Below are 1,855 nucleotides of genomic sequence, written 5' to 3'. Positions count from 1 at the left end.
CGCTTGCTGAGTCGCCCACGCGTACAGCATATGTGGAAACAATTGTCTCAAGCGTTAGTGCCCCCAAAGGATTTGAAACGAACAAAAATAGAGTTGCCAGCAGTACTTTTACCATGCTAAAGCGGTATGAAATGTGTTGTCCCAGATAATTCAGGCTCTATAGCCCCGGTGTGGTGGACAGCAGCAAGTTAGACAGGCGAAATTGCTACATCAGGATTTTGAGTATTCCACAAAGCGGGCATTGATCAACGTCCGTAACTGGCCCAGAGCAGTCACTCCTCCATCAGCCAGACCCGCAAGCCCCCCCCCTCGACCACGCCTCACGCGACAAACCAGCACGCCAACTACACGCCCCGTTCTCACATCCGTCGGGACGGTAAATGCTACTGAATAAATAGCAATAACGCCATATTCCACGGGGGCTAAGTGCCAATTTCACTAAAAATTCGGCACTTTTCAGTCCTTTGGGGCATTGCCACACAATCTAATATCACCTGCGATATCAAGATAGTCGGCATTTCGCCTGCGTACCAGCCCACACGCCGGTAGCGCAAGCCACCTTACTTCGGCAACGTTTTCCAAAACTACAGCAGCGTTCGCAGCGCGCCCGGCTTGTTGACTGGCTCCCCCGCGTGGTTCCTGCTGTTAAGGCCATGGCACGACGCACAGGTGCGGATCTCCCCAGGCTGAAACGGGATCCAATTGCGCTCCCGCACCACAGCAGTGCCACCGGCGTCGGTCAGCTGCCAGATCATGGCGCGGCGCGCGGGCACAAAGGCTGCGCTGGAGCCATCGGCGGCCAGCTTCACGCTGCCGGTGGGGCCACCGGTGCCGCCGGGGTTCTGGGCCTTGGGGTCATGCATGGCTTGCGCCAACACGCGCCGCCCGGCACGCGGTGACGCCGTGCCGCCATAACCGCGCACCTGGTCGGCCTGGAACATCTGCAAGTGGGCCACGTTGGAGACCTTGCCGCCATCGCCCACCGTTTTCGTGCCACCGGGCACCTGCAGGTTAAAGGGTTGCTGGCGTTCGCCGCGGTCGCGGATGGTGTTGTTGCGGGTGACGATCAGGGCGAGGTCGTTGGCGGTGAGCCAGGCGCGCAGTTGGGACTCGGCCACACCCTCCTCTTGTAACACGGCGCTCTCTGGGCTTTGCAGTACCTCGGCAGGCCGCACGGGCTTGGCGCGGGCGACCACCTCCACCGGGTCCAGCTCCCACAACACACCATCAAAATCCACCCGCGTATCCGGGTCCCAGTACCAAATGGCTTTGCTGGAGCCGGGGGTAATGGGCTGGTCGGCCGTGAATACATCACCCGACGCAGCCACGGACTTGATGCGCAACTGGTAGCGGTAGCGTGGCAGTGCCCGCGTGCCGTCGTTTTCCTCCAACCGTGTCTCCGCAGTGTGCACGGCCAGCAGGCGGCCGTCTGATGTGGGCAGCGGGTTGCGGTACATGCCGCTGTGGCCTGCAGCGGGCGACTGGCCATCGTTGGTAAAACCTGCGGTTGCCGCGTGGGTGACCGGCATGATGACCATGACCTCACCATTGCGCGAGGGGTTGGCCGTCATGCGCACCAGCTGGTTGGCGCTGTTGGTGCCGAACTCGCGAGCATGGGTGCCGTAGAACACGCCCGCACGTTTGGGGTCTTCGCGCAGGTAGGTGCGGTTGGCATCCACACTCTCGCGGCTGTAGCTGGTCCTGCTGCAAATGGTCCCAGCGGGCAAAGACTACGCGGCCAAAGCTGTCGATGGTGGGGGTTGAGGTGCGCCGCCAAGGACATTGACCACACCGCGCTCTTGGGCCCCGGGTACTAAGCCACCATGGGTTTTGGCGTGCCGGCCGGTGTGGGTCT

The 1,855-nt window shown here is 61.4% G+C and carries 1 protein-coding gene; it reads right to left on the bottom strand.

All coding sequences use genetic code 11. The annotated features are described in order from the left end of the window. Window positions 1–584: 584 nt before the first annotated feature. Window positions 585–1,679 (bottom strand): HzsA-related protein, encoded by a 1,095-nt coding sequence (locus AC097P_RS23555; protein WP_479612861.1) that lies wholly within the window; start codon window positions 1,677–1,679, stop codon window positions 585–587. Window positions 1,680–1,855 lie beyond the last annotated feature (176 nt).

It is taken from the genome of Rhodoferax sp. ZS1R8, from assembly GCF_056521325.1.
The sequence above is the reverse complement of the archived record's forward strand: the minus strand, read 5'-3'. Positions and strand labels throughout refer to the sequence as shown.